General features: G+C 69.8%; 25 protein-coding genes, 1 tRNA gene and 1 pseudogene. 10 read left to right on the top strand and 17 right to left on the bottom strand.

The genetic code is table 11. The features are described from left to right. The first annotated feature begins 213 nt into the window (after positions 1-213). Positions 214-2,005, top strand: a pseudogene (locus BSB02_RS30665) (DNA/RNA helicase domain-containing protein). On the opposite strand, the gene BSB02_RS30655 reads toward BSB02_RS30665, so the two are convergent. Both BSB02_RS30655 and BSB02_RS30650 read right to left on the bottom strand, forming a co-directional pair. Further along, positions 1,983-3,851, bottom strand: a complete 1,869-nt coding sequence (locus tag BSB02_RS30655) for a DUF2075 domain-containing protein (RefSeq protein WP_084964218.1) — start codon at positions 3,849-3,851, stop codon at positions 1,983-1,985. The pseudogene BSB02_RS30665 and the gene BSB02_RS30655 overlap by 23 nt on opposite strands. A 253-nt stretch (positions 3,852-4,104) precedes the next feature. Further along, positions 4,105-5,106, bottom strand: a complete 1,002-nt coding sequence (locus tag BSB02_RS30650; protein ID WP_084964216.1) for an HNH endonuclease — start codon at positions 5,104-5,106, stop codon at positions 4,105-4,107. A 119-nt stretch (positions 5,107-5,225) separates the two neighbouring features. On the opposite strand from BSB02_RS30650, the gene BSB02_RS30645 reads away from it, so the two are divergent. Then, the gene (locus BSB02_RS30645; RefSeq protein ID WP_084964214.1) at positions 5,226-5,525 is read left to right on the top strand and encodes a nucleoside triphosphate pyrophosphohydrolase; all 300 of its coding nucleotides are present in this window, start codon (positions 5,226-5,228) and stop codon (positions 5,523-5,525) included. 350 nt (positions 5,526-5,875) lie between these two features. Here BSB02_RS30645 and BSB02_RS30640 read toward each other — a convergent pair. The 4 genes from BSB02_RS30640 to BSB02_RS30625 form a co-directional block, all read right to left on the bottom strand. Next, positions 5,876-5,948, bottom strand: a tRNA-Thr gene (locus tag BSB02_RS30640). Positions 5,949-5,969: 21 nt separating this feature from the next. Next, positions 5,970-6,890 carry a 23S rRNA (guanosine(2251)-2'-O)-methyltransferase RlmB gene (gene rlmB / locus BSB02_RS30635; RefSeq protein WP_084964212.1) on the bottom strand — a complete coding sequence of 307 codons (921 nt, stop codon included), beginning with the start codon at positions 6,888-6,890 and terminating at the stop codon, positions 5,970-5,972. Between the two features lie 13 nt (positions 6,891-6,903). After that, complete coding sequence (gene cysS, locus BSB02_RS30630; RefSeq protein WP_084964210.1) at positions 6,904-8,295, bottom strand: cysteine--tRNA ligase; 1,392 nt, start codon at positions 8,293-8,295, stop codon at positions 6,904-6,906. Between the two features lie 108 nt (positions 8,296-8,403). Then, entirely contained in the window at positions 8,404-8,790 is a 387-nt protein-coding gene (locus BSB02_RS30625) for a PPOX class F420-dependent oxidoreductase (RefSeq protein WP_084964208.1), read from the bottom strand. A 56-nt stretch (positions 8,791-8,846) separates the two neighbouring features. Between BSB02_RS30625 and BSB02_RS30620 the strand changes: the two genes are divergently transcribed. Beyond that, positions 8,847-10,166 (top strand): hypothetical protein, encoded by a 1,320-nt coding sequence (locus BSB02_RS30620; protein WP_084964206.1) that lies wholly within the window; start codon positions 8,847-8,849, stop codon positions 10,164-10,166. A gap of 86 nt (positions 10,167-10,252) precedes the next feature. On the opposite strand, the gene BSB02_RS30615 is transcribed toward BSB02_RS30620, so the two are convergent. From BSB02_RS30615 to BSB02_RS30600, 4 genes are all read right to left on the bottom strand, one after another. After that, entirely contained in the window at positions 10,253-10,534 is a 282-nt protein-coding gene (locus BSB02_RS30615; protein WP_084964204.1) for a GlsB/YeaQ/YmgE family stress response membrane protein, read from the bottom strand. A 93-nt stretch (positions 10,535-10,627) separates the two neighbouring features. Then, positions 10,628-10,897, bottom strand: coding sequence for a GlsB/YeaQ/YmgE family stress response membrane protein (locus BSB02_RS30610; protein ID WP_084964203.1), 270 nt, complete (start codon positions 10,895-10,897; stop codon positions 10,628-10,630). A gap of 164 nt (positions 10,898-11,061) precedes the next feature. Beyond that, entirely contained in the window at positions 11,062-11,529 is a 468-nt protein-coding gene (gene ispF, locus BSB02_RS30605) for a 2-C-methyl-D-erythritol 2,4-cyclodiphosphate synthase (protein ID WP_084964201.1), read from the bottom strand. Positions 11,530-11,546: 17 nt separating this feature from the next. Beyond that, on the bottom strand, positions 11,547-12,029 hold the full coding sequence (locus BSB02_RS30600) for a CarD family transcriptional regulator (protein ID WP_084964199.1): 483 nt from the start codon (positions 12,027-12,029) through the stop codon (positions 11,547-11,549). Between the two features lie 236 nt (positions 12,030-12,265). Here BSB02_RS30600 and BSB02_RS30595 point away from each other — a divergent pair, with 236 nt between their 5' ends. Continuing rightward, entirely contained in the window at positions 12,266-12,853 is a 588-nt protein-coding gene (locus BSB02_RS30595) for a copper chaperone PCu(A)C domain-containing protein (RefSeq protein ID WP_084964197.1), read from the top strand. A gap of 173 nt (positions 12,854-13,026) precedes the next feature. Here the strand turns inward: BSB02_RS30595 and BSB02_RS30590 are convergent, their stop codons facing one another. Both BSB02_RS30590 and BSB02_RS30585 read right to left on the bottom strand, forming a co-directional pair. Next, on the bottom strand, positions 13,027-13,716 hold the full coding sequence (locus tag BSB02_RS30590) for a response regulator transcription factor (RefSeq protein ID WP_084964195.1): 690 nt from the start codon (positions 13,714-13,716) through the stop codon (positions 13,027-13,029). Further along, a complete protein-coding gene (locus BSB02_RS30585; protein WP_084964193.1) occupies positions 13,713-14,894 on the bottom strand; it encodes a sensor histidine kinase in 1,182 nt (393 codons plus the stop codon). Before BSB02_RS30585 ends, BSB02_RS30590 begins: the two co-directional genes overlap by 4 nt. Positions 14,895-15,006: 112 nt before the next feature. On the opposite strand from BSB02_RS30585, the gene phoU reads away from it, so the two are divergent. After that, entirely contained in the window at positions 15,007-15,651 is a 645-nt protein-coding gene (gene phoU / locus BSB02_RS30580) for a phosphate signaling complex protein PhoU (protein ID WP_084964191.1), read from the top strand. On the opposite strand, the gene BSB02_RS30575 is transcribed toward phoU, so the two are convergent. The 4 genes from BSB02_RS30575 to mshA all read right to left on the bottom strand — a co-directional run bounded on the left by BSB02_RS30575 (position 15,629) and on the right by mshA (position 20,307). Then, complete coding sequence (locus tag BSB02_RS30575) at positions 15,629-16,582, bottom strand: helix-turn-helix domain-containing protein (protein ID WP_084964189.1); 954 nt, start codon at positions 16,580-16,582, stop codon at positions 15,629-15,631. The genes phoU and BSB02_RS30575 overlap by 23 nt on opposite strands. 1,240 nt (positions 16,583-17,822) lie before the next feature. Next, positions 17,823-18,566: a phosphoglyceromutase gene (locus BSB02_RS30565; protein ID WP_084964187.1), complete on the bottom strand. Its 744-nt coding sequence runs from the start codon at positions 18,564-18,566 to the stop codon at positions 17,823-17,825. Between the two features lie 8 nt (positions 18,567-18,574). Then, positions 18,575-19,042: a type III secretion system chaperone family protein gene (locus BSB02_RS30560; RefSeq protein ID WP_084964185.1), complete on the bottom strand. Its 468-nt coding sequence runs from the start codon at positions 19,040-19,042 to the stop codon at positions 18,575-18,577. After that, entirely contained in the window at positions 19,039-20,307 is a 1,269-nt protein-coding gene (gene mshA, locus BSB02_RS30555; protein ID WP_276206371.1) for a D-inositol-3-phosphate glycosyltransferase, read from the bottom strand. Before mshA ends, BSB02_RS30560 begins: the two co-directional genes overlap by 4 nt. A 92-nt stretch (positions 20,308-20,399) precedes the next feature. On the opposite strand from mshA, the gene BSB02_RS30550 reads away from it, so the two are divergent. Together BSB02_RS30550 and BSB02_RS30545 are read left to right on the top strand one after the other, a co-directional pair. Further along, positions 20,400-21,143, top strand: coding sequence for an SDR family NAD(P)-dependent oxidoreductase (locus tag BSB02_RS30550; protein WP_084964181.1), 744 nt, complete (start codon positions 20,400-20,402; stop codon positions 21,141-21,143). Between the two features lie 28 nt (positions 21,144-21,171). Continuing rightward, positions 21,172-21,954, top strand: coding sequence for an SAM-dependent methyltransferase (locus tag BSB02_RS30545; RefSeq protein WP_084964179.1), 783 nt, complete (start codon positions 21,172-21,174; stop codon positions 21,952-21,954). Positions 21,955-22,015: 61 nt separating this feature from the next. Here the strand turns inward: BSB02_RS30545 and BSB02_RS30540 are convergent, their stop codons facing one another. Then, positions 22,016-22,534: an O-acetyl-ADP-ribose deacetylase gene (locus BSB02_RS30540; RefSeq protein ID WP_084964177.1), complete on the bottom strand. Its 519-nt coding sequence runs from the start codon at positions 22,532-22,534 to the stop codon at positions 22,016-22,018. Positions 22,535-22,580: 46 nt separating this feature from the next. On the opposite strand from BSB02_RS30540, the gene BSB02_RS30535 reads away from it, so the two are divergent. From BSB02_RS30535 to BSB02_RS30525, 3 genes are all read left to right on the top strand, one after another. Beyond that, positions 22,581-22,937 (top strand): BlaI/MecI/CopY family transcriptional regulator, encoded by a 357-nt coding sequence (locus BSB02_RS30535; RefSeq protein ID WP_084964175.1) that lies wholly within the window; start codon positions 22,581-22,583, stop codon positions 22,935-22,937. Continuing rightward, the gene (locus tag BSB02_RS30530; RefSeq protein ID WP_084964173.1) at positions 22,934-23,836 is read left to right on the top strand and encodes a M56 family metallopeptidase; all 903 of its coding nucleotides are present in this window, start codon (positions 22,934-22,936) and stop codon (positions 23,834-23,836) included. The genes BSB02_RS30535 and BSB02_RS30530 overlap by 4 nt, the downstream gene beginning before the upstream one ends. A 72-nt stretch (positions 23,837-23,908) precedes the next feature. Beyond that, on the top strand, positions 23,909-24,358 hold the full coding sequence (locus BSB02_RS30525) for a helix-turn-helix domain-containing protein (protein ID WP_084964171.1): 450 nt from the start codon (positions 23,909-23,911) through the stop codon (positions 24,356-24,358). The last annotated feature ends 3 nt before the right edge of the window (positions 24,359-24,361 follow it).

Here is a 24,361-nt window from a genome sequence, read left to right as displayed (position 1 = left end):
AGAGCCGCCTAAAAGATCTTGATCCACAGGTCTTGACGATTGCTCCATGCCGCACGAGTCTTTCGTGCTGCCTAGGGGTTGTTCATGGGCCCGCCTACCGGATGTCGGCGAAATCGCTGCGACAGGACCTGAGCGTCCCCAAGTCCGTTCTCGAGAGACACCTCATCGAGATCTTGGCCAAGAAGGTAGAACTTGCGAGGCAGCGCAAGCCCAATGCGGCCGAGAAGCGGTCCTGGGTCGAGAGCCTGTCCGAGCTCGCGCGTGCTCGACGATGCGGGATTAGAGCAAGTCGAGGTTCTGATCGAGTTCCCCATGCCGCACAACAGGCGTAGCAGCGCCGATGTCCTTCTCGCTGGTGTTCATCCTGACACCGCCCTGGACACGTACATCGTGATCGAGCTCAAGCAGTGGAGCAGCGCCGAGTCCCTAGATGACGAGGCGGAGCTGTTCGAGGTGCCAGGCTTGGGCCCTCAAAGCCATCCCTGCCAGCAGGCCAAGGGCTATCGCAACCAGATCGCCAACCACTTCGGCGCCCTCGATGGGCGCCCGGAGGCCGTCAAGGCGGCTGTCTATCTCCACAACGCCACGCACTCCAGCGTCAAGGACCTCGCCATGGGAGCCGTGGTTGAGGGTGTTCCGCTGTTTACGAAGGCCGAGCGTGGCGGGTTCATCGAATACCTGCGTGGGAACCTTGCGAACGAGCCGGGCAGGATGGCTGCGGATCGTTTGCTCGGCAGCCCTATCCGCCCGAACAAGCCCTTCCTGCGCAAATCTGCTGAAGTCATCCGCGGAGTCGGGCAGTTCGATCTGCTGGACAAGCAGCTCGACGCGTTCAATCTTGTCAAGACGAGGGTGCGACTGGCTCAGGCGGCCAACACCAAGCGCGTAGTGATCATCACGGGCGGGCCGGGGAGCGGGAAGTCGGCGATCGCGGTCTCGCTCCTTCGCAGCCAGATCGAGCAGGGCAACCGCGACCGCGTCGTGTACGCCACGGGTTCCCGTACCGTGACCAAGACTCTGCGCCGGCACGTGGCCGGACGGGACATGGAGTTTGACGGCCTGTTCAGGTACTACCTGGAGTTCGCGAACGCGGAGCAGAGCGGTCTCGATTTGCTGATCGCCGACGAGGCGCATCGCGTGCGGAAGAACTCGCAGAGTCGGTTCAAGAAGGAGTGGCGCAGTCCCCGCCCGCAGATTGAGAGCCTCATCCAGGCGGCCCGCGTCCCCGTCTTCCTGTTGGATGAGCACCAGGTCGTCAAGCCCGACGAGGTCGGCACGGTCGCCGCGATCATCGCCCAGGCACAGGCTCTCGACGTGGATTACGAACTCATCCGGCTGGACGGACAGTGGCGCTGCGGCGGCAGCGCCAAGTACGACGTTTGGGTTCAGCGCTTACTGGGCCTCGGCGATACCGACTGCGAGTGGAATGGCGACGTGGAGCCGCAGCTCTGGACGGGAGACCAGAACTTCGAGGTCGTCCTCGCGGACACTCCGGGCGAGATGGAGGACCTCCTGCGCAGCAAGATCGCCCAAGGGCTCACGCCCGCATGACGGCAGGGTATTGCTGGCCCTGGAGCGAGCCGAACCCGGACAACAGCCTCGTGCCTGACATCGTGATCGGCGACTGGGCACGTCCGTGGAACGCCAAGCTGAGGAGAGACAGGCTGGGCTCGGTGCCGTCGAGCGACTATTGGGCGACGGCCGAGGGCGGTTTCGACCAGTGGGTTGTATCTATACGGCGCAGGGGCTGGATTTCGACTGGGTCGGCGTGATCATCGGTCCGGATCTCGTGGCCCGTGGCGGCAGGTTTGTGCCCCGACGTGAGTTCAGCAAGGACAAGAACCTCACCGCTGCCAAGGTCACCCACGAGCAGTTCAGGCGGCATGTGCGCAACGTCTACAAGGTGCTGCTGACGCGCGGGCTCCGTGGGGTGGTCATCTACGCAGTCGATCCGGAGACGCGGAAGTTCCTGGCTGGGCTGATCAAGCCCGAGCTCGAGGCATGAGACCGGCGAGCAAGCTTCGCAGCTCAGGGTTCACCGCGTAGATCACCGTGCCGCGCATGCCCCGGGTGAGCAGGACCTTGTACACGTGCCGGACCAACAGGTCGAACTCGGTGTCGGGCACAGCCTTCCGGCTTTTGAACGCGGGGTCTTTGTTCGCTTCGCGTACCGTAACCAGCCGTCCGTTCTGGACGGTGAGGTCAGGGCCCAGGATGACACCGTTCCAGTCGTACTCGAACCCCTGGGCTGTATAGATACAGCCCACCTGCCCGAATCCGTTCGGGTCGCTCGCCCAGAGCATGCTCGGCGGGTAGTCACCGACGGCACGGTCGCTCTTGACGTTCCACGGTCGCGTCCAGTCGCCGATGACCACGTCATTGACGAGGGTGTGGTCGGGGCGTGGATCACTCCAGGGCCAGCAGAAGCCGGCTGTTATGCGCGCGGTGCCTGTCTGCGCGCGGAGGAACGCCTCGAGCTCGTGCGGTGAGTCGGCGAGCCGTACGTCGAAGTCCTCATCCCCGTCCCACGCCATAGGTCCGCCGTCGGCCAGGCCCAGCAGGCGGAGCACCCAGTGCTCGTATTTACGGCTGCCGCCGCAGCGGAACTGCTCGTCGAGTGAGACGCGCCGTACGTCATAGCCCTTGTGGCGGGCGTAGCGCTCGATGCTCTCCACGGTGCCGAGCTCGCCCGGCCGTACCACTTGATGCTCGTCGAGGAGGAAGACCGGCACCCGCGCCGCAGACATCAACTCGTCGAGCTGACTGCGACCGGTCCGCTTGCCCGCGGGAGTGAAGCGGTTGGTGGACGTTTCGCGAATGCGATGAGCTTCATCGCAGATCAGTACATCTAGAGCGTTCGGTTCGGCATCGGTGAAGCTGTTGAAGTATCGGAAAAGATTCTTAATCCGGGTGCTGCCCCGACCGGGGTAGCGACGCATGGTCTGGGTGAACGACTGCGAGCCGGTGGCGTGCAGCGCCGAGCGACCCTGCCTGAACAGCTCACCGAGCAGGGACAGGGCGATGACGCTTTTACCACTACCGGGGCCGCCGGTGACGATGACGACCTGCTTGGAGTCGGCGCGCCTGGCCCTGTCCACTGCGCGCATGACAAGCTCGTACGCGACCTGCTGCTCGTCCAGCAGCGTGAACTGCTCGCGTTCGCGGATCTCCTTGGAGGCGTAGGTCATGAGCTGCTTGCTCGGCGCGACCGCGCTGTTGAGGAGGCGATCGGCCGCCTCGGCGCCAGGCTTGTCGGCAAGGCGCTCGCTCAAGTAGCGGAGGAATGCGCCACGCCGCTGCTTGGTGAACAGGCGGCTGCGCTCGTCGCGCACTTGCTCGGACAGGCCGTCAACGTCCAGGTCCATGGCGTTGTGCAGGTATGCGGCACCGTACACAGCATCCGGCTTGCCGTTGAACACCCCAAGGAAGTCACGCATGTACTCGCAATACCGGCGGACCTGCTCGGCGGGGTTGAGCCTCTCGCCGCCCGGCATGCCGTCCACGATCACCAGATGCTCGCCCCGCTCCGAGGGCTCGGCACGGCTCCACTGCTTGAGCTCGACCACGACGTAGGAGTCCTCGCCGGTTCGTGGATGCACCCCGGCGAGGACCACGTCGACGCGCTTGCTGGTCAACGGGAGTTTGTATTCCACGAGCATTTCGACCCTGCGTAGTCCGGCGTCGGCCAGATCGCGGACGAGGGCCGGCAGGCTACGCTGCCAGGACTTCATCTCGGAGGGGGAAGGACGGTGCCCGCTGGTATCGCGCACGTGCTCGGCGATCACCTCCGCGAGCGCGATCTCGTTTGGAGAGGCGAGCAGGCTCTCGACAGACAGTCGCAGCGCCGTCACGGAGTGTCCCCCAGGCAGCACGAGAGAACTCGTGCGGGTGGGGGCCTATCCACTCCGGCCGAAGCCGTACGAGCGCGGAAGCCCGTCGGGCCGCATCACATGGTCGCCACAAGAGTAGCGGGGGTGCCTATTCGATGGAACTCGGCGGCAAAGTGTCAGTCGGGCGGCGACGCATGCCTCATGACCGGCGGGGCCGTCCTTCTCCGAGTGCGGAACCGTACGAAGATGCAGCGGTCATCAACGCCGGCAGGCTTCACACCTGGTTGTATACGTGCTGGAGGAAGCGGTACCAGTCGCCGTCTCCTGTGCCCTTGTAACCGTAACGCTGCAGCGTCAGCTGCAGGCTCCGCCTCAAGGGATGAGGAGACTGCATGATCGCCTCATTCCGTTGGGCCAGGCGGTCGAGTTCATCAGGCTTGGGCAGCCGGTTGCTCTTGCGCCCGTTGCAGGATTCGTGGGCAGGGGCAAGATTCCAGATCGCGTCGAGGTCGATCTTCGAGCCGAGGACGCGTCCGTACGAGTACGGGAAGAGATGATCGACCTCGATCTCGTCGACGCTGGGATTGATCAATTCAGTGCAGCTGATGCAGCGCCCGTGCTGAAAGCCGATCACGGCCTCGGTGACTCCTGCGACCGAGCGACGCCGCCGCCTGTCGGTGACGACCCACGCTTCCAGATCGACCGCTACGCCTTCCTCGATCAGGCTCCGGCCAACCTCCGCTGCGAATGACGTCTCCACGATGTTCCATCGCGCGGTCAACTCCGCCTGCAGGCTCACTGCCTGCTCGGACAGCGCAACATCGCGAAGGTGCTCGGTCAGCCTGACCACGCGCTGGTGTCCTCTGCCGGTCACCTCGTAGAAGCGGTGAGGCAGCTCGGTGCCGCCGCGCAGGTTGTGGAACTTCTGCATGACCATGGCAGGCATCGACTTCATCGCGGCTTCGAGAAGCCTCTCAGTAGGCGAGCCGAGCCGAACTGACTCGGCGGCCTCGCGCTCGGCCACGGTAAGGAAGTCGGAGTCGGCGACGACCGAACTCGACGGCGCTTGCGGAGCCTGGGCAAGGTGGTCGACCAGGCCCATTGCGTAGGGCCTGGCCAGATCGTTGAGCAGGATGTCCGTATGCCCCTCGGCGGCGACCCTCAGCAGCGCATCACCTAAGGCGAACTTGTATGTCCGCGAGTTGGCGCCCATCAGCACGGCCAACCGCCACGATGAGCTGGCGGTCGGCTCTCTGCGAAAGAACTCCACGTTCATCTGCTAATGCTCGCCTTGATCGTGATATCGACCGATTCAGGGTAGTTTGCGACCGAGGGGATGTCACCGTAACCCAGTAAGCTCAGGGGCCTTGGGCGCGGAACCGGAGAACGCAGAGCATGGGCAAGCTGGTGCGGGACAAGATCCCAGAGATCATTCGGCAGAACAACAAGGAGCCGGTGGTCACCGTGCTCGGGGACACCGAGTACCGCACGGCCCTGCTGGCGAAGCTGTTCGAGGAGGCGTCCGAGCTCAGCGCAGCCTCCCCAGCCGAGGTGATCGGAGAGATCGCCGACGTGTACGAGGTTCTTCGCGCGGTGGCGGAGGTCAATGGCTACGACTGGCAGGAGGTCGAGAAGGCGGCGGAAGCCAAACGAGAGGAACGCGGCGCCTTCCGTGCCCGTCTATACCTCGCTTGACCGGCCCTGGAGAGCTCATATCCGACCCACATCGCTGGTCTGGCTGACGACCGCCTGCTGTACATCACTTCCGTGGACGTGACCTCCCGTCCTGACTCTGCGTCGCATTCTCGGTTCGCCAGCAAGAAATCCCGAACCGAGAGGAGACGATCACCATGACCAACGAGACCTACCCGCCCCGCGTACGAGCGCGACACACGGCTCGGCAAGGGACAGACCGGGACCCCAGGGCCACGAGCTCGACCTCACGCGGCACTGCGACGCCTCAGCGACAGCACCCCGACCGACACCGCTGCCGTACGAGATCCAAAAGGCCCCTCCCGATCACCGGGAAGGGCCTTTCACCTGCGAGCCGACGAGGGGAATCGAACCCCTGACCTGCTGTTTACAAGACAGCCGCTCTGCCGATTGAGCTACGTCGGCACGGCCCACCAGTTTAGACGCTCACCGCCGCCGATGACGAGCAGCCTCATACAGTGCGATCCCCGCCGCCACGCCCGCGTTGAGAGACTCCGCGGCCGCCTGCATCGGGATCTTGGCCACCACGTCGCAGTTCTCCCGGACCAGCCGCGACAGGCCCTTCCCCTCGGACCCGATCACCAGCACCAACGGCTCGCTCAGCAGCTCGACATCGGCCAGTTCGGTCGTCGCCTCACCGTCGAGCCCGACGACGAAGAGCCCGGCCTCGCGGTACTCCCGCAGCGCCGCGGTCAGGTTGGAGGCCCTGGCCACCCGCATGGTGGCCAGCGTTCCCGCCGACGTCTTCCACGCTCCGCCGGTGACGCCCGCGGCGCGGCGTGAGGGGATGACCAGGCCGTGCGCGCCGAAGGCGGTGGCGGAGCGCGCGATGGCGCCGAGGTTGCGCGGGTCGGTGACGCCGTCCAAGGCGACGATGAGCGGCACCTCGGCCGCGTCCTGCGCGATGGTGACGAGGTCGGCCGGGTGCGCGTAGTCGTAGGGCGGGATCTGCAGCGCGATGCCCTGGTGGACGGCACCCTCGGTGAGGCGGTCGAGCTTGTCGCGCGTGACCTCCAGCAGCGCGACGCCGCGGTCGGCCGCGATCTTCAGGGCGGTGCGGACCCGGTCGTCGCTGTCGATGCGCTGCGCGACGTAGAGGGCCGAGGCCGGCACGCCCGCCGTCAGGGCCTCGACGACGGGGTTGCGGCCGCCGATGTACTCCGGCGCGTCGTCCGAGCGCTTCTGCCGCGAAGGCGCGGGCTTGGCGGCCGGGGCCGCCGGGGCGCGCTCGGCGCGGACCCGCTCCTTGTACCAGTGACGCATCTCCTTCGGCGGCGTCGCGCCCTTTCCTGCCAGGCTGCGACGCTGCTTTCCGCCGCTGCCTTTGAGCGGACCCCGTTTCCTCATGCCCACCAGGGTACTAGCGCGCCAGCTGCCACCGAGCCCCGTGCGGGGTGTCCTCGACCACGATCCCGGCCTTGGCCAGGGAGTCGCGGATGGCGTCGGCGGCGGCGTAGTCTTTGCGGGCCCGGGCGGCGGCCCGCTGCTCCAGGGCCACGGCGACCAGCGCGTCGACGACCGGCTTGAGGTCGGAGCCGGCCGAGCGCCACTGCGGCGAGCGCGGGTCGAGGCCCAGCACGTCGAGCATGTTCTGGGTCTCGGCGAGCAGGCGCGCGACCGCCTCCTTGTTGCCCTGGGAGAGCGCGACGTTGCCCTCGCGGACCACCTCGTGGACGACCGCCAGGGCCTGGGGCGTGCCGAGGTCGTCGTCCATGGCGTCGACGAACGCCTGGGGCAGCGGCGCGTGCGCGTCGACGTCGTGGATGACCTCGGCGGCCCGCGTGACGAAACCCTCGATGCGCTGGTAGGCGGCGGCGGCCTCGAGCAGCGACTCCTCCGAGAAGTCGATCGAGGAGCGGTAGTGCGGCGCCGCCAGGTAGTAGCGCAGCTCGACCGGGCGGACCTTCTCCAGCAGGTCGGGGATGAGCAGCGAGTTGCCCAGCGACTTGCTCATCTTCTCCGCGCCGATCTTGAGCAGGCCGTTGTGCATCCAGTAGCGCGCGAAGCCGTCGCCGGCCGCCTGGGACTGGGCGATCTCGTTCTCGTGGTGCGGGAAGATCAGGTCCATCCCGCCGCCGTGGATGTCGAAGGTCGGCCCCAGGTACTTGGTCGCCATGGCCGAGCACTCCAGGTGCCAGCCGGGGCGGCCCGGACCCCAGGGCGTGGGCCAGGTGGGCTCGCCCGGCTTCTCGCCCTTCCACAGCGCGAAGTCGCGCGGGTCGCGCTTGAACGACTCGTCGTCGCAGTCTCCGGCCGCCCGCATGTTCTCGAGCTTCTGGTTGGACAGCGAGCCGTACCGGTCGGCCCAGGACCGCACGTCGAAGTAGACGTCGCCGCCGGAGGCGTAGGCGTGGCCGCGGTCGATGAGCCGCTGCATGAGCGTGATCATCTCCGGCACGTGCCCGGTCGCGCGCGGCTCGACGGTCGGCGGCAGGCAGCCCAGCTGGTCGTACGCCCAGGTGAAGGCCCGCTGGTTGCGCTCGGCGACGACGAACCAGGGCACCCCCTCCTCGGCGGCCACCCGGATGATCTTGTCGTCGATGTCGGTGACGTTGCGGCAGAACGTCACCTCGTAGCCGGAGCGCATCAGCCAGCGGCGCAGCACGTCGAAGTTGACGCCCGAGCGGATGTGGCCGATGTGCGGCGGAGCCTGCACGGTGGCCCCACACAGGTAGATCGACACCCGGCCGGCCTGGACCGGGACGAACTCGCGGACTGTGCGGGTGCTGGTGTCGTAGATGTGCAGGCTCACGAAGGCAAGGCTAACGCCTCACGGCGCCTCGCACGTCGTTTTACGGGCCCGCAGTGGCCGGCTCCGTGGCCGACCCCGTGCCCGATCCTGTGCCCGGCCCCGCGGTTGTCAGCCTCGCAGGATGACCTTCCGTGGCCGCACCCGCACGATCACCCGCTCGTTGCCCGGCGGCTCCTTCCACGGCTCGCCCCGGTACTTCAGGGAAAGCTCCTGGATGAGCGCGCCGTCCGGGTCGTCCTCCATGGTCACCACGCCCCGGACCTCGGCGTAGACGTAGGGATCCTCCGGGTCGACCACCAGGACGCTCGTCCGGGGGTCACGCAGGAAGTTGCGGTGCTTGCGCCGTCCCTTGACGGTCGAGAACAGCACGTCGTCCCCGTCGGTGCGCACCCAGACGACCGTGGACTGCGGCCCGCCGTCGGGGTTCAGGCTCGTCACGATCGCGTGGTTGGCGCCGTCGAACAGCTTCCGCACTCGCTCGGGCAGCTCGACCATGTCATTCTCCCTTGATCGGTTCCATGTGGCCATTGTTCTGTAGGCTCGAATCCGCCATGGACGTGACTCCCCCATCCACTCTGCGCCGCCTCGGCATCGCCCTGGCCGGGCTGGCCGTCGTCGCCCTCACCGGCACCGCCTGCGCGCTGTCCTTCCACGACCTGCAGCAGCTGGCCTTACAGGGCGGCGCCAGGCGCGACCTGGTCTTCCTGTACCCCGTGGCCTTCGACGCGCTGCTGGTGGTCACGCTGATCAGCGTGCTGCTGCTCACCGGCGGGCGGCTGCTGGTGCGGGTGCAGGCGGCGGTGGTGCTGGTGCTCCTGCTCTGCGCGGCCGCCGCCGCCGACGTGGCCGCCGCGGTGGGCTTCCAGGCCGGGGTACGGCAGGCCGCGGTCGGCGTGGCCGTCGCGCCCTGGGTGATGCTGGCCGTTGCGCTGTGGCTGTGGCTGCTGCTGATCAAGCATGTGCAGACCCGCAAGGCGGCCGAGGAGCGTGCGGCGGAGCCGGACATCGTGCCGTTCCCCTGGGAGGCGGCCACGGCCCCGCCCGCCCGCGCCGAAGCCCCGCACGCACCGGAAACGCCCCAGGCTCCGCAGCGGCCGCAGGCGGCCCCCAAGCCGCCGGAGCCGCAGCCGGAGCCGCAGCCACGACCGGCAGCCGAGCCGCCGGACAAGCCCATCCCCGTCTCCGAGCGCGTCACCCGCTGGGAGCCCGAAGAGCCCAAAGAGTCCATAGAGCCGGAAGAGCCTAAAGAGCCGGAAGAGCTCCAGGAACCCCGGCGAGAGGAACCCCAAGAGCGCCAAGACACCCAGGAGCACCACATCCCGCAGAACCGCCCGGAGTCCGAGCAGCCGCAAGAGGAGCCCGTCCGCCCCGCCGAGACCCACACGCCCGAGGAGGCGCCCGCCAGGCCCGTGCGCTGGGGCGACCGCGCCAGGCCGACGAACCCGCCGACCGACGTGCTCGTCCACCCGCGCCCCGGCACGGTCACCGACAGGGACGCCGACACCCAGCCCGTCCGCGTCTTCGCCGACGAACCCCGCCGGAGGTCCGAGCCGCCCTCCACCGGTGAGGAGGCACCGTCACCTGAGTTCGACCCCGACCCCGGGCACGGCCCCGAAGCCGCCGACGAGCCGGGAGAGCCCGCAGAGCACACAGGGCCCGTAGAGCCGCGCTCCTCCCGCGACGTGCGGGAGCCGTCCAGCCCCGAAGAGCCGTACAGCCCCGAAGAGCCGTACGGCCGCGACGAGCCGACCGTCACCGAGGAAGTGCCCGTCCCCGAAGAGCCGCCCGTCGCCGAGAAGCGGCGCCAGCCGTACGGCGAGGCCCCCTCGGGCCGCCTGCGCAGCACCCCGCTGCCTCCCGAGGAGGACTGAGGACGGCCGAGAACGGCCGAGGAGAACCGAGAAGGCCCGCTCCATCCTGCCGAGCGGGCCTTCTTCGTGTGGGCGTTGTACGGGCGTTACAGGGTGGTGCCTGCGCCACGGCCACGTCGTAGCCCGGCGACCAGGGCCACGCCGATGACGGCGAGGACGACCTGCATGACGAGCTCTATCCAGTCGATTCCTTGCGTGGTCTCAACACCCATGACCTGGGCGATAGCCGTACCTATCAGCGCGGCTACGATGCCGACGGCGATGGTCAGGATCCAGCCGATGGCCTGGCGACCCGGCAGGAGGAGCCGACCGATGGCGCCGATCACGGCACCGATGACGATCGCACCGAGTATGGATTCGATGGTCATGAAAACCTCCCCGTGAGGGTGATCCCTTCACTCCCACGCACAGGGATCTACCCGTACCACCGCAAGTAATCAGACCAACATCGAATGCCCAGGTCAGGTGGTGGTACGGCCGCGCTGAAGCATGGCGACCAGCCAGACGCCGACCGCGGCCAGGGCCACCTGGATGATGTGCTCGATCCAGTCGATGCCTCTGGTGTCCGCGACGCCGATCCCGTGGGCCAGCAGCGTCCCGAGGAGCGCCGCGGCGATGCCGACGATCAGCGTCAGCCAGATCGACATGTTCTGCTTGCCGGGGACGATGAGCCGTCCGAGCGCGCCCACGATGGCGCCGATGACGATGGCGGAAATGATCGCTCCGAGCATGAGAAATCCCCCCTTGTAGGGAGGACGTACCCAAAGCGGCTGGAAGTCACCCGTGGTAAGGGGCGGCGGTCCGTACCGCGCCAGAGACGAACCGCCGCCCGCTTGCGGCGGGCTTACCGCACCGCCCGCCGGGACACCTCAACGCATCCGGGAAAGGAGACGCTTCACGGCCGCGGTTGGTTCACCACGATCGCGGTCGCGATGGCGGCGACGCCCTCGCCGCGGCCGGTCAGGCCGAGGCCGTCGGTGGTGGTGGCGCTGAGCGACACGGGCGCGCCGACGGCCGCGCTGAGGACCTTCTCGGCTTCGGTACGGCGGGGCGCCAGCTTGGGGCGGTTCCCGACGACCTGGATGGCGACGTTGCCGATCTCGAACCCGGCGGCGCGCACCTGGCGCGCGGTCTCCTCCAGCAGGGACACGCCGGAGGCGCCCGCCCAGCGCGGATCGGACGTGCCGAACAGGCCGCCCAGGTCGCCCAGGCCCGCCGCGGACAGCAGGGCGTCGCAGGCGGCGTGAGCGGCCGCGTCGCCGTCGGAGTGTCCGGACAGCCCCGTCTCGCCGGGCCAGTGGAGCCCGGCCAGGTGCAGCTCGCGCCCGGATGCGAACGGGTGGACGTCGACTCCGACGCCCACCCGGGGAAGTTGTGTGTTCAGCTGTTGAGAACCTCGTCGAGAAGGGCTTCAGCCTTGTCCTCATTGGTCTTCTCGGCGAGGGCCAGCTCGCTCACGAGGATCTGGCGCGCCTTGGCGAGCATGCGCTTCTCACCCGCGGACAGACCGCGCTCGCGGTCCCTCCGCCACAGGTCCCGGACCACCTCGGCGACCTTGTTGACGTCACCCGACGCGAGCTTCTCAAGATTGGCCTTGTAGCGGCGCGACCAGTTGGTCGGCTCCTCCGTGTGTGGCATGCGGAGCACGTCGAACACGCGCTCCAGGCCCTCCTGGCCGACCACGTCTCGCACGCCGACCAGTTCTGCGTTTTCGGCTGGCACCTGGACGGTAAGGTCGCCCTTGTCGACCTTGAGCACCAGGTAGGTCTTTTCCTGCCCCTTGATGGTGCGAGTCGTGATTGCTTCGATCCGAGCAGCCCCATGGTGGGGGTAGACGACTGTGTCGCCGACCTGGAAAGTCATGTGACAAGTACCCCTTCCGCTGTACTCCAGGGTACCACGCATCCAGAGTCTCCCGGAACAGTGAAATCACCATAACTGCAGGTCAAGGCGGCATATTGGGGCTTGACAAGCGCTCAACTCTATGAATCGCATTGCCGTCCATAGCGAATGACCTGCGGGGGCGCGGATATGACCATGGAATCGGGTGGATAAGGTTGTCGCGGCCCAACTGTGCATGATCGTAAGGAGAGCCACCCGTGACCAGCCGTCGCTGGATTATCGCCGCCGCGTTCCTGGCAGCCCCTGCTCTGGCCGGCTGCGCGGCCGGATTCGGGGCCAACACCAACCAGCCCTACGCGCCCAACGAGGCGGCCGTCCTCATCGACAAGAGCGCGTACGGCTCGCGTGGCGTGGTGATTCCCCAGGCGTTCATCCTCGGCCCCGACGCGGGCGCGCAGCTCGCGAAGGGCGCGTCGGCGCCGCTGTACGTGCAGGTGGTCAACACCACGGACAAGCCGGACACGCTCCAGGCGGTGACCGTCGAGGGGCTGGGCACCGCGAAGCTGGCCGCGCCGATCCAGCTGCCCAGCAACAAGCTGGTGAACGCGGGCAAGCCGAGCCCGCAGATCCTGATCGAGGGACTGGCGGAGCCGCTCGACGGCGGGGAGAGCGCGAAGGTCACCTTCCAGTTCGCCAACGCGGGGGCGGTGACGATGCAGGTGCCGGTGGTGACGCGGAGCCGCGAGTACGCGCAGTACCCTGCCGCCCCGGGCGCGACCCCGGCCCCCACGCCGACCGCGACGCCCACCCCTTCGGCCAGCGAGTCGCACTCGGGGGACCACTGACGGGGCCTGGCGGCTGCCGGCGTCCCTCCAGTCGCCCGGTGTCCTCCGCCCCGCAGGCGCGCCACCTCACGGGCTGAGGACCAAGGGGGTGGGGTACGGCGAGCCCCACGAGGGTACGGCGAGCCGCCGCACCGGGGTGAGGGCCGAAGGGAGCCGGGTGCGGCGGGCGGGCGTCAGTCCACCGGCTCGAACTTGTAGCCCAGCCCCCGGACCGTGAGGATGCACCGGGGGTTGGACGGGTCGGCCTCGACCTTGGCGCGCAGGCGCTTGACGTGCACGTCGAGCGTCTTGGTGTCCCCGACGTAGTCCGCCCCCCACACCCGGTCGATCAGCTGCCCGCGGGTGAGCACCCGGCCGGCGTTGCGCAGCAGTACCTCCAGCAGCTCGAACTCCTTCAACGGCAGCTGCACCTGCTGGCCGCGCACCGTGACGATGTGCCGGTCCACGTCCATCCGCACCGGCCCGGCGGCCAGCACCGAGGTCTCCAGCTCGTCGCCCGCGTCGCCCTGCCGCCGCAGCACCGCCCGGATGCGCGCCACCAGCTCGCGGGAGGAGAACGGCTTGGTCACGTAGTCGTCGGCGCCCAGCTCCAGCCCCACGACCTTGTCGATCTCGCTGTCCTTGGCCGTCAGCATGATCACCGGGACCTTGGAGCGCTGGCGCAGCGACCGGCACACCTCCGTGCCGGGCAGGCCGGGCAGCATCAGGTCCAGCAGGACCATGTCGGCGCCGCTGCGGTCGAAGATCTCCAGCGCCTCCGGGCCGCTGGCGGCGACGGAGACCTCGAAGCCCTCCTTGCGGAGCATGTAGGACAGCGCGTCGGAGAAAGACTCCTCGTCCTCGACGACGAGAACTCGGGTCATAGGGCCGCCTCCAGGGATTTCTCGTTGGGTACTGCTACCGCGGTGCCGCCGAAGGCGGGCAGCCGCAGGGTGAAGGTTGATCCGGAGCCTTCCTTGCTCCACACCGTCACCTCGCCGCCGTGTGCGGCGGCGACGTGCTTGACGATGGCCAGGCCCAGTCCGGTGCCGCCGGTGGCGCGGGAGCGGGCGGCGTCGACGCGGAAGAAGCGCTCGAAGATCCGTTCCAGGGCTTCCTCGGGGATGCCGATGCCCTGGTCGCTGACGCTGATCTCGACCGAGTCGCCGGCGGGCCGGGTGCTGACGATCACGCGGGTGTGTTCGGGGCTGTAGGCGATGGCGTTGTCGATGAGGTTGCGCAGGGCGGTGGCGAGCAGTTCGTCGTCGCCCCACACCCGCAGGCCCTCGGCGCCGCCGGAGACGAGCGTGATGTCCTTGACGGCGGCCTTGGTCGTGGAGTGGTCGATGGCCTCCTGCACGACCTCGTCGATGAGCACCTGGCTGGGGGTGGGGATGGGCTCGGCGCCCTGGATGCGGGACAGCGTGATGAGGTCCTGGACCAGGTAGGTCAGCCGCGCCGCCTCGTGCTGCATGCGCCCGGCGAAGCGCGTGACGGCCTCGGGGTCGTCGGCGGCGTCCTGGATGGTCTCGGCGAGCAGGCTGAGCGCGCCCACCGGGGTCTTCAGCTCGTGGCTGACGTTGGCCACGAAGTCGCGCCGCACGGCCTCGACGCGGCGCCGCTCGGTCTGGTCCTCGGCGAGGACGAGCACCTGGCCGTAGGCGCCGAGCGGCGCGACGCGCACGGCGAAGCTGGTGCTCTCCTGGCCGAAGCGGTGCCCGGCGACCTCGAACTCGCTCTCGCGGATCTCGCCGTCGCGCCGTACCTGCCGGGCCAGGGCCAGCAGCTCGGCGGCCATCAGCCGCTCACCCTTGACCAGCCCGAACGCCCGCGCCGCCGAGCTGGCGCGCAGGACCCGGTCGTGCGCGTCGAGGACGACGGCGCTGCTGGGCAGGACGGCCAGCACCGAGGCGACGCCCTGCGGGAGGGCTCCGGGCTCCGGCTCCTCGACGGCGCCGGATCTCCTGGACGCGGTCCCGATCTGGTTGCGGTAGAGCAGGACGGCCATCGCGCCCACGACGAATCCGGCCAAAGCGGCGAAGCTCATGGCCAACTCATTCATGTTCTCGATGGTAGGTGCCCTTTTCCGGCATCAGACCCCCCACCTGCACCCTTCCCGCAAAGTTCACCCAGCGGTAGAGGGCCGTTCATCGAGCGGAACGTACGTTTGGGACATGCGTGACGCCTACCACGAAGAGCTCGACGCTCTCACCGGCCGGCTCGTCGAGATGACGCGGCTGGTCCGTTCGGCCATCTCGCGGGCGACCACCGCGCTGCTGGACGCCGACCTGGAGCTGGCGGAGAACGTGATCTCGCGGGACGAGGAGGTCAACCGGATCTTCGCGGAGACCGAGGCGGCCATCTTCGAGCTCATGGCCCGCCAGCAGCCGGTGGCCGTGGACCTGCGCATGGTCATCACGGCGTTGCGCATGGGAGCCGACCTGGAGCGCATGGGCGACCTGGCGGTGCACGTCGCCAAGGTGGCCCGGCTGCGCCACCCGGACTCGGCGATCCCGCCGGAGATGCGCCCGGCCATCCTGGAGATGGGCCAGATCGCCGAGAACCTGGTCGCCAAGGCCGGCAGCTGCGTCGCCCGCCGCGACGTGGAGTCGGCGCTGGAGCTGCAGCACGACGACGACGCGATGGACCGGCTGCACCGCAAGCTGTTCAGGGACATCCTGGACAAGGAGTGGAAGCACGGCGTGGAGGCGGCCATCGACATCACGCTGATCGGGCGCTACTACGAGCGGTACGCCGACCACGCGGTCCGCATCGCGGCCGACGTGGTCTACCTGGTCACCGGGTCCCGGCCCGCGTGAGCACGTCCCCGGCGGGAGTCCGGTAGTAGAGCACGGACCGCCCGGCCCGGCGGCGCTGGATCAGGCCCGCGTCCATCAGCACCTTGAGATGGCGTCCGACCGAGCCCAGCCCCTGGCCGGTCAGCGCCACGAGCTGCGTGGTGCTCTTGGGCTGGCCCAGCAGCACCAGCACCGTGGCGCGAGCCGTACCCAGGAGCCTGCCCAGGGCCTCCGGCGCCCGCCTGGAGGGCTCGACCAGCACGCCGGAGCAGGGGTAGACGAGGGCGTAGCGGCCCGAGTCCCACGACACCTGGCCGACGTGGGGCGTGACGGGGACGAACATCAGCCGACCGCCCGAGATGTCGCGCGGTGGGTTGTCGTAGGCGTTGATCTGCAGCTTGCCTTTGCCCAGCCATCGCATGCCCGGCCGCATGTCGTGGAACGCCGCGGCCCATCCGCCCTGGGTCAGCTGGGCCGTGCGCGCCACGATGTCGGCCTCCAGCACTCTGCGCCGCCTGTCCCACGTCGGCAGCACCGCCTCGCGCCAGATCCACGCCACCAGGTCGGCGGCACGGCCGGGCAGGTCCGAGCGGCGCAGCCGGGGCGGGACCGGGCCGCCGAGCGACACGGCCAGGTCTTCCAGCGCCCGCTCCGGCGGATAGTCGCGGACTACGGCCAGTTCCTCCTCGAAGGCACGCTCCTCGCCTGTCGGCGTGGGGGCGAGGAAGTCGGCGGTCCAGGTCGGCCGCAGCGCGGCGTCGACCAGCAGCGCGTCGACGGAGTCCAGGCGTTCGCGGTAGGCGGGCAGCCACGTGTCCAGCCACTCGCGCTCGCCCGGGTGCGCGGCCCGGGCGCGGTGCAGGAGCTTCAGGCAGGCGATGGTCTCGGCCAGCGGCGAGACGAGGAAGCGGCTGCCCGCGAGCGTGTCGGCGTCGACCAGCCACCAGCCCATGTTCCGCCCTCCCCGGAGAACCATGGTTCCGTCTTCCCGGGGAAACCATCGTTTCGCCGCCCTGCGAAACAGTAACGGCGCCGCCACCGCCCTGCCGACACTCCCGGCATGCGCTCCTATCGCGAACTCTTCCGCAGCCAGGAGTTCACTCCCCTGTTCCTGACCGTGACCGCGCAGGTGGCGGCGCAGACGGTGGGCGGCCTGGCCCTCGCCACGCAGGTCTACGCGGCCACCGGCTCGCCGTTGCTGTCCGCGCTGAGCATGTTCGGCCCTTCGCTGGCCCATGTGCTCGGCGCGACCACGCTGCTGTCGGCCGCCGACCGGCTGCCGCCGCGCGCCGCGCTGACCGGCCTGGCGCTGCTGTACGGCATGGCCACCGCGGCCCTGGCGCTTCCCGGGCTGCCCCTGTGGGGCGTCTTCGCGATCATCCTGGGTCAGGGGCTGGCCGCCGCGCTGAACGGCGGCGTGCGCTACGGGCTCCTCACCGAGATCCTGCCGGAGGACGGCTACCTCCTCGGCCGCTCGATGCTCAACATGGCCAACGGCGGCATGCAGATCGCCGGGTTCGCGGTCGGCGGGGTGCTGCTGGCCGTCCTGTCGCCGCGCGGCGTGCTGCTCGCGGGAGCGTGCCTGTATCTCGTGGCCGCCGCCGTGGCCCGCTTCGGCCTCACCCGCCGCCCGCCACGGGCCTGCGGCCGGCCCTCGGTCCGCGAGACCTGGCGTGTCAACGCCGAGCTGTGGTCCTCCGTGCCCCGCCGCTACGTCTACCTGGCGATGTGGGTGCCCAACGGCCTCATCGTGGGCGCCGAGTCGCTGATCGTCCCCTACGACCCCGCGCACGCCGGGCTGCTGCTGGCCGGGTCGGCCGTCGGCATGCTGGCGGGCGACCTCATCGCCGGGCGCTTCCTGCCCGCGCACTGGCGGCGGGCGCTGGAGCTCCCCGGGCGGCTCCTGCTGGCCGCGCCGTTCCTGATCTTCATCGCCCGGCCGCCCCTGCCGGTGGCCCTGGCCGCCGCCACGGTGGCCACCCTCGGCTACGCCTCCACGCTGATGCTCCAGGAGCGGCTGATCGCGCTGACGCCAGCCGGGATCCGGGGCCAGGCGCTCGGCCTGCAGACCTCCGGCATGCTGACCATGCAGGGCGTCTGCGCCGCCCTGGCGGGCGCGATCGCCCAATGGACCTCGCCCGCGACCGCGATGACGGTGATGGCCGCCCTGTCCATCGCGGTCACGCCGGCGCTCAGCGGCCCTGGTTCGCCACTGCCTCGATCGCTGCCTTGGCCGCCTCGGGGTCGAGGTAGCGGCCGCCCCGCTCGATCGGGCGGTAGTTCGCGTCGAGCTCGTAGACCAGCGGGATCCCGGTAGGGATGTTGAGGCCGGCGATGTCCTCGTCGGAGATCTGGTCCAGGTGCTTGACCAGCGCCCGCAGGGAGTTGCCGTGCGCGACCACCAGGACCGTCCTGCCCGCCGCCAGGTCGGGGACGATGCGGTCGTACCAGTACGGCAGCGCCCGCTCGACCACGTCCTTGAGGCACTCGGTCCTGGGCATCAGCTCGGGCGGCAGCGTCGCGTAGCGGGGGTCGCCCGCCTGGGAGTACTCGTCGTCGTCGGCGATGGGCGGCGGCGGCACGTCGAAGGAGCGCCGCCACAGCATGAACTGCTCCTCGCCGTAGGCCTCGCGGGTCTGGGCCTTGTTCTTGCCCTGCAGCGCCCCGTAGTGGCGCTCGTTGAGCCGCCAGGAGCGGTGCACCGGCAGCCACAGCAGGCCGGCGGCCTCCAGCGCCAGGTTCGCCGTGCGGATGGCGCGCGTCAGCAGGCTGGTGTGCACCACGTCGGGCCGGATGCCGGCCTCGACCAGCAACTCACCGCCGCGTCGCGCCTCGGCCTCGCCGCGCGGGGACAGGTCGGCGTCCACCCAGCCGGTGAACAGCCCCTTGAGGTTCCATTCGCTCTCGCCGTGCCGTACCAGCACCAAAGTCGCCATGGGGCAAATCATATGAGGCGGGCGAAGGCCTGGAGGTTGGCCAGGGACTCCCCGCGCTTGCTGCGCCAGGCCCACTCCCGGCGGATGGAGGAGGCGAAGCCCAGCTCCAGCGCCCGGTCGAACCAGTCGTCGGCGTAGGTGAGCACGCAGCCGAGCAGCCGGTCGATCTCCTCGGCGGTCACGGCGGACAGCGGCACCCGGCCCACGAGGTAGACGTCGCCTTCTGCGTCGAGGCTGAAGTGCACGCCGTACATGCCGCCGTTCTTGGTCAGCAGCCACTTGTAGAACTCGGCGTGGTTCTCGTCGGGCTGGCGGCAGAAGAACGCCTCCACGTGCAGCGCCTGCTCGCCGACGATCAGCCAGGTCATGGTGGCCAGCTTGTGCCGGCCGGGCAGCTTGGCCAGGAACGCGCCGGGCCGCGGCTCCTCGTAGGACACCTCGGCGGCGTCGAGCGCGGCGGCGATGACATCCCTCATACCGCCACCCTAAGAGACCGGCTCGCCACGGCCTCCTCGTACACCTCCAGGAGCCTGGCGGCCGTCGCCGACCAGCCGAACCGGGCGGCGTGCGCCCGCGCACCCGACGACAGCCCCTCGCGCCAGCGCGGGCTGGACAGGAACCGCCCGAGCACGAGGGCCCAGTCGTGCGGGTCGTGGCCGTCCACGAGCACCCCCGACACCCCGTCCCGTACGGCGGTGCGCAGCCCCCCGACGGACGCGGCGGCCACGGGCGTGCCGCACGCCTGGGACTCCAGGGCGACCAGGCCGAAGGACTCGCTGTAGGAGGGCACGACCGTGACGTCGGCGGCGCGGTACCAGTCGGCCAGCTCCTCCTGCGGGGCGGGCGGCACCAGCCGTACCACGTCGGAGATGCCCAGCTCGGCGGCCAGCTTGTGGAGCACGTCGGGACGGGCCAGGCCGTTGCCGGACGGGCCGCCCACGCAGGCGACGATGAGCCGGTCGCGCAGCGAGGGGTCCTCGATCAGCATGCGGGCGGCGGCGCGCAGCAGCACGTCGGGCGCCTTGAGCGGCTGGATCCTGCCGACGAACAGCAGCAGGCGGGCGTCCTGCGGGACGCCCAGCCGGCGCCTGGCCGCGCCGGTCGAGGCGGGCTGGAAGACGCTGAGGTTGACGCCCGGGTTCACCACGACCACGCGGTCGTCGGGCGCGCCGTACAGGGTCTTGAGCTCCTCGGCCTCGTCGTCGGTGTTGGCCACGAGCCGGTCGGCGACCTCCACGACCTGCTCCTCGCCCACCACGCGGGCCTGCGGCTCGGGCTTGTCGCCCTCGGCCAGCAGTAAGTTCTTGACCTTGGCCATGGTGTGCATCGTGTGCACCAGCGGGACGCCCCAGCGTTCCTTGGCCAGCCAGCCGACCTGGCCGGACAGCCAGTAGTGGGAGTGGATGAGGTCGTAGCGGCCGGGCTCGTACATCGCCTCGGTGCGCAGCACGCCCGACAGGAAAGCGCACAGCTGGGCGGGCATGTCGGCGCGGTCCAGCTCCTCGTAGGGGCCTGCGGTGATGTGCCTGACCAGCACGCCGGGAGCCAGCTCCACCGACGGAGGCAGGTCGCGGGCGGTCTGCCGGGTGAAGATCTCGACCTCGACGCCGAGCTGGGCCAGCCGCCTGGCCGTCTCGACGATATACACGTTCATGCCCCCGGCGTCACCCGTTCCCGGCTGGTCCAGAGGGGATGTGTGCATGCTCACCGTCGCGACCCGACCCACCCGTCTGCGCCTCACCGGGCATCACCTCCGAACGGGTAACAACTGTCCAGATCTTTCCGGCATTCCCCCGCAAAGATCGAACCTGCTCGCCCTGGCAGGATAGGCGCATGACGAAGACGGCAGTGGTGACGGGTGCCAGCAGCGGCATCGGGGCGGCCACCGCGCGGCGGCTGGCCGCCGAGGGCTACCAGGTCGTGGCGGGGGCGCGGCGCACCGACCGCCTGGAGAAGCTGGCGGCCGAGGTGCCCGGGATCAGGCCCGTGACGTTGGACGTCACCTCCCAGGAGTCGGTCGACGCGCTGGCGGCGTCCCTGGAGCGCTGCGACGTGCTGGTCAACAACGCCGGCGGGGCGCTCGGGCTGGACCCGGTCGCGCAGGCGCAGGTCGAGGACTGGCAGCGGATGTACGACACGAACGTGCTCGGCTCGCTGCGGATGACCAAGGCGCTGATGCCCAAGCTGATCGAGTCGGGGGACGGGGTGCTGGTGATGCTCACCTCGGTCGCGGGGCTGGTGTCGTATGAGGGCGGGGGCGGGTACTGCGCGGCCAAGCACGCGCAGACGGCGATGACCGAGACGCTACGGCTGGAGCTGGTCGGGCAGCCGGTGCGGATCGTGGAGATCGCGCCGGGGATGGTGCAGACCGAGGAGTTCTCGCTCACGCGGTTCCGCGGGGACGCCGAGAAGGCGGCGAAGGTGTACGAGGGGGTGCCGGGGCCGCTGACGGCCGACGACGTGGCGGACGCGATCGCGTGGTGCGTCACCCGGCCGTGGCACGTGAACATCGACCGGATGGTGATCCGGCCCCGGGCCCAGGCGGCGCAGCACAAGGTGTACCGCGTGTCGTCGTGACCTCCCGCCGACCCGGGAGAATGGGAGGGTGGGCAGGGGCAGGCCGGTCGGGACGATCACCCGGGGGACGACGGGGGTCAACCGGTTGCGGCGGGCGGATCGCTGGCTCCTGGCCGTCCACGGGCGCCTGCTCCGCCCGGCCGACGACCCGCTCGTCGTGGACCTCGGCTACGGCGCCTCCCCCGTCACCACCGTCGAGCTGTTCACCCGGCTGGGCGGCGGCGTCGAGGTCGTCGGCGTCGAGATCGACCCCGTGCGGGTGGCGGCGGCCAAGCCGCATGAGCGGCCGGGCCTGTCCTTCGTCCTGGGCGGTTTCGAGCTGCCCGTCCCCCGCCCGCCGGCCGTCGTGCGCGCCTTCAACGTCCTGCGGCAGTACGGCGAGGCCGAGGCGTGGCACTACTGGGACGTGCTGCGGGCCAAGCTGGCCCCCGGCGGGGTGATCGTCGAGGGGACGTGCTCGGAGACCGGGCACCGGGCGGTCTGGGTGGGGCTGGACGCCACCGGCCCCAGGACGCTGACCTTCTCGGCCCGCTTCGACGCCTTCGACACCCCCTCCGACCTCGCCGACCGCCTCCCCAAGACGCTCATCCACCGCAACGTCCCCGGCGAGCGCATCCACGCCTTCCTGACCGACTTCGACCGGGCGTGGGCCGCGGCGGCGCCGTACGGCGTGCACGGCCGCCGGCAACGCTGGCTGCGGGCGGTCGACCGGCTGGCGGACTCCTGGCCGGTCGAGCGGCGGCCGCCGCTGGGCGGCAAGGCCCGCTGGCGGCTCGGCGAGGTGACGATCCCATGGGAGGCGGTGGGCTGAGCGCCGGACGGGCAGTCGTCGCGGCGAGGGTCAGGAAGGCCCAGCTCGTGCCGCTCCGGCGTCATCCCGCCAGCGCGCTCTCGAACGCCTCGTACGCCTTGCGGTCGAACAAGACGAACCGCACCTCCTCCACCGAGGTCACCGAGGTCTCGGCCCGCCGTACCGCGTCGACCGCGATGCGCGCCGCGGAGTCGAGCGGCCAGCCGTACACGCCCGTGGAGATCGCGGGGAAGGCGACCGTCCTGGCGCCGAGCCCGTCGGCGACCCGCAGCGCCTCGACGTGGCAGGAGCGCAGCAGGTGGGAGCGGTCCTCGCTCGTGGAGTGGATCGGGCCGACCGTGTGGATGACCCAGCGGGCGGGCAGGTCGCCCGCGGTCGTGGCGACGGCCTGGCCGGTGGGCAGGCCGTCGGGGTACCGGGAGGCGCGCAGCGCCCGGCACTCCTCCAGGATGGCCGGGCCGCCCCTGCGGTGGATGGCGCCGTCGACCCCGCCGCCGCCCATGAGCGAGGAGTTGGCGGCGTTGACCACGGCGTCGACTCGCTGTTCGGTGATGTCGCCCTGCACGAGAGTGATATGCATCTCCCCGCCTCCCTGCTCGACGGCTCGTAGTACTACGCTGGAGAGTGTGAAGGGTCTTGGCGAGCTCGAACGCAGCATCATGGACATCCTCTGGGCGGAGAACAACCCGCTCACCGCCCGCGAGGTCGGCAAGTTGATCGCCGACCGCGACCTGGCGCCCACCACCGTCATGACCGTGCTCGACCGGCTCACGCGCAAAGGCTTCCTCAGGCGCACCCGCGACGGCCGGGCGTGGCGCTACCAGCCCGCCGAGAGCCGCGACTCCTACATCGCCGAGCTTATGCTGGAAGCACTCGACATGACGGGCGACCGGTCGGCCGCCCTGACCCGCTTCGCCAAGGCCGTGTCCGGCGACGAGGCGGAGATCCTGCGCAAGGCGCTACAGGAGCTGGAGGAAGAGTGATCACCGCGGCGGCGTTGACGGCGCTCGCCCTGGGCTGCGCCCTCGGGGCCTGGCGGTTCACCGCCGCGCGCTGGACCCACCGCGCTCCGCGCCTGGCCATCCTGCTGTGGCAGGCGCTCGGCCTCACGTGGGGCCTGGCCACCGTCGGGGCCCTGCTGGCCTTCGCGGTCATGCCGTACGACAGGGGCGTCGTGGGCGGGCTCGCGGCCTTCGCACACGGCGAGAAGCCGGCTCAGCCGTGGGACCTGCCGCACGTGCTGGCCATGATCGCCGGGCTGTCGATGCTGGCCGTGCTCGTCATGGTGACGCTGACGGCGGGCGTGCAGACGTTGCGGGCGCGCCGGCGGCACCGGATGCTGCTCGCGCTGATCGCCCGGGAGGATCCGGGTATCCCCGGCGTGCGGGTGCTCGACCACCCGGGCGCGGCGGCGTACTGCGTGCCGGGCTGGCACTCGGAGGTGGTCGTCAGCGCCGGGGCCATGGAGCTGCTCTCGCGCGACGAGCTGGCCGCCGTGCTCGCGCATGAGGCGGCGCACGTGCGCGAGCGCCACGACCTGGTGCTGCTGCCGTTCGCGGCGCTGCGTGCGGCCCTGCCGTTCTCCAAGGTCGTCGGCGAGGCCCAGGAGCAGGTGGAGCTGCTCGTCGAGATGGCCGCCGACGACCGCGCCCGCCGCTACTGCTCTCCCCGCCGCCTGGCCACCGCGCTGCTCAGGTTCGGTACGGCCGGCGCCATGCCGGCCCCGCAGGGCATGCTCGGCCTCCACTCCCACGTCATGGCCAGGGTCGACCGCCTCATCAAGCCGGCTCCCGAGCTGTCCACCGGCTGGCGCTTCGGCCTGCTGACGCTGGCCGTGACGTTGGTCACCCTGGCGCCCTTCCTGTGGGTGATCCGCCTCTGACCTCACGGAACACTGCTTGCAGGTGTTAGCCTCTCTGCTTGCAACTGCAAGCAGAGAGGCTAGACTGGGGTCATGGCACTACCCAAGGTCGGCTCGATCGGGGAATACATCCGCGAGCAGCGCAAGCAGGCGAAGATCTCGCTGCGCCAGCTCGCGGAGGCTGCTGGAGTGTCCAACCCCTACCTCAGCCAGATCGAGCGCGGCCTGCGCAAGCCGAGCGCCGAGATCCTCAACCAGATCGCCAAGGGTCTGCGGATCTCCGCGCAGGCGCTCTACGTGCAGGCGGGCCTCATCGAGGACCGCGAGCCGCCGAGTGACGTCATCACCGCGATCACGGCCGACACGTTCATCACCGAGCGGCAACGCCAGGTGTTGATCGACATTTACGAGTCTTTCCGCAAGGAGAACCGCGCCGGGGAGGATGAAACCTCCCAGAACACCCAACCCCGGCGCGACTCCTCAGCGGAGGACGAGCTACCGGAAACGGCAGCAATCGTCACCACGGAATCCAGGGAAGGGTAACCC

Origin of the sequence: Thermoactinospora rubra, from assembly GCF_002093975.1 — a bacterium.
GTDB classification, from domain to species: Bacteria; Actinomycetota; Actinomycetes; order Streptosporangiales; family Streptosporangiaceae; genus Nonomuraea; species Nonomuraea rubra_A.
The sequence above is the reverse complement of the archived record's forward strand: the minus strand, read 5'-3'. Positions and strand labels throughout refer to the sequence as shown.

What these genes read in the sequence shown, in the direction of transcription:
- BSB02_RS30650 (WP_084964216.1), bottom strand. Translation starts at nt 5,106, where the DNA reads ATGAACGTGGAGTTCTTTCGCAGAGAGCCGACCGCCAGCTCATCGTGG.
- BSB02_RS30645 (WP_084964214.1), top strand. Translation starts at nt 5,226, where the DNA reads ATGGGCAAGCTGGTGCGGGACAAGATCCCAGAGATCATTCGGCAGAAC.
- rlmB (WP_084964212.1), bottom strand. Translation starts at nt 6,890, where the DNA reads ATGAGGAAACGGGGTCCGCTCAAAGGCAGCGGCGGAAAGCAGCGTCGC.
- BSB02_RS30625 (WP_084964208.1), bottom strand. Translation starts at nt 8,790, where the DNA reads ATGGTCGAGCTGCCCGAGCGAGTGCGGAAGCTGTTCGACGGCGCCAAC.
- BSB02_RS30620 (WP_084964206.1), top strand. Translation starts at nt 8,847, where the DNA reads ATGGACGTGACTCCCCCATCCACTCTGCGCCGCCTCGGCATCGCCCTG.
- BSB02_RS30615 (WP_084964204.1), bottom strand. Translation starts at nt 10,534, where the DNA reads ATGACCATCGAATCCATACTCGGTGCGATCGTCATCGGTGCCGTGATC.
- BSB02_RS30610 (WP_084964203.1), bottom strand. Translation starts at nt 10,897, where the DNA reads ATGCTCGGAGCGATCATTTCCGCCATCGTCATCGGCGCCATCGTGGGC.
- BSB02_RS30600 (WP_084964199.1), bottom strand. Translation starts at nt 12,029, where the DNA reads ATGACTTTCCAGGTCGGCGACACAGTCGTCTACCCCCACCATGGGGCT.
- BSB02_RS30590 (WP_084964195.1), bottom strand. Translation starts at nt 13,716, where the DNA reads ATGACCCGAGTTCTCGTCGTCGAGGACGAGGAGTCTTTCTCCGACGCG.
- BSB02_RS30585 (WP_084964193.1), bottom strand. Translation starts at nt 14,894, where the DNA reads ATGAATGAGTTGGCCATGAGCTTCGCCGCTTTGGCCGGATTCGTCGTG.
- phoU (WP_084964191.1), top strand. Translation starts at nt 15,007, where the DNA reads ATGCGTGACGCCTACCACGAAGAGCTCGACGCTCTCACCGGCCGGCTC.
- BSB02_RS30575 (WP_084964189.1), bottom strand. Translation starts at nt 16,582, where the DNA reads ATGGGCTGGTGGCTGGTCGACGCCGACACGCTCGCGGGCAGCCGCTTC.
- BSB02_RS30565 (WP_084964187.1), bottom strand. Translation starts at nt 18,566, where the DNA reads ATGGCGACTTTGGTGCTGGTACGGCACGGCGAGAGCGAATGGAACCTC.
- BSB02_RS30560 (WP_084964185.1), bottom strand. Translation starts at nt 19,042, where the DNA reads ATGAGGGATGTCATCGCCGCCGCGCTCGACGCCGCCGAGGTGTCCTAC.
- BSB02_RS30550 (WP_084964181.1), top strand. Translation starts at nt 20,400, where the DNA reads ATGACGAAGACGGCAGTGGTGACGGGTGCCAGCAGCGGCATCGGGGCG.
- BSB02_RS30540 (WP_084964177.1), bottom strand. Translation starts at nt 22,534, where the DNA reads ATGCATATCACTCTCGTGCAGGGCGACATCACCGAACAGCGAGTCGAC.
- BSB02_RS30525 (WP_084964171.1), top strand. Translation starts at nt 23,909, where the DNA reads ATGGCACTACCCAAGGTCGGCTCGATCGGGGAATACATCCGCGAGCAG.